This is a genomic window from Bacillus fungorum, assembly GCF_002746455.1.
Taxonomy (GTDB): domain Bacteria; phylum Bacillota; class Bacilli; order Bacillales; family Bacillaceae_G; genus Bacillus_A; species Bacillus_A fungorum.
Window position 1 is genome coordinate 1 of sequence record NZ_NWUW01000141.1, and the last position, 941, is coordinate 941.

Genomic DNA, 941 nt, shown 5'->3' on the forward strand with positions numbered 1-941 from the left:
ATTATAGGTATTTTGGGGATATTAAAAATAGGAGCAGCATATATTCCATTAGCTTCTGATATTCCTTTAAAAAGAAAAGAGACAATCTTTAAAGATTCTAATTGTAAAATGGAATTAAATACGACATTAATTAATGAAATTCTTTCAAAAGAATATACTCATTATGTAGAGGATCAGTCTCAACCTGATAGTATAGCTTATGCTATTTATACATCAGGAAGTACAGGGACACCAAAAGGTGTTGTAATTAAGCATCAAGCTGCAGTGAATACAATTTTAGATATTAACTCTAAGTTTGATGTGACGGAAAAAGATAAGGTAATCGGGCTTTCTAATCTATCTTTTGATTTATCTGTATACGATATATTTGGAACGCTTGCAGCTGGAGCTACATTGGTATTAATTGAAGACCAACGGGATGTAAAGGCAGTGAGAGAAACAGTTTTACAAAAAGGAATTACTATTTGGAACTCTGTTCCGATGGTAATGGAAATGTTGGTAGATTATTGTGAATCTATTAATAATAATAATGAGATAATAGACTATAGTGACTTGCCTGATTTAAGGTTAGTACTACTAAGTGGAGATTGGATTCCACTATCATTACCAGAAAGAATTAAGGAGCAATTTTTAGGAAGTGAAGTAATTAGTTTAGGTGGAGCAACAGAGGCCTCGATTTGGTCCATTTATTATCCGATAGAAGAAGTATCAGAAGAGTGGAAGAGTATACCTTATGGTTATCCGTTAAGTAATCAAACATACTATGTTTTAAATTACGCGAATGAAATTTGTCCAATCGGCGTAAAGGGTGAATTATATATAGGTGGTATGGGATTAGCAGAAGGTTATTTAAATGATCAAGAAAAAACGAATACAGCATTTATAAATCATCCGCAGCTTGGAAGGATATATAAAACGGGTGATATGGGTAAAATGACCCC

Annotated in this window: 1 protein-coding gene; it reads left to right on the forward strand. The window is 32.8% G+C overall.

All coding sequences use genetic code 11. The annotated features are described in order from the left end of the window. Positions 1 to 941 (forward strand): AMP-binding protein (locus CO726_RS31110; protein ID WP_169513131.1); only part of this gene is annotated, 941 nt, incomplete at both ends.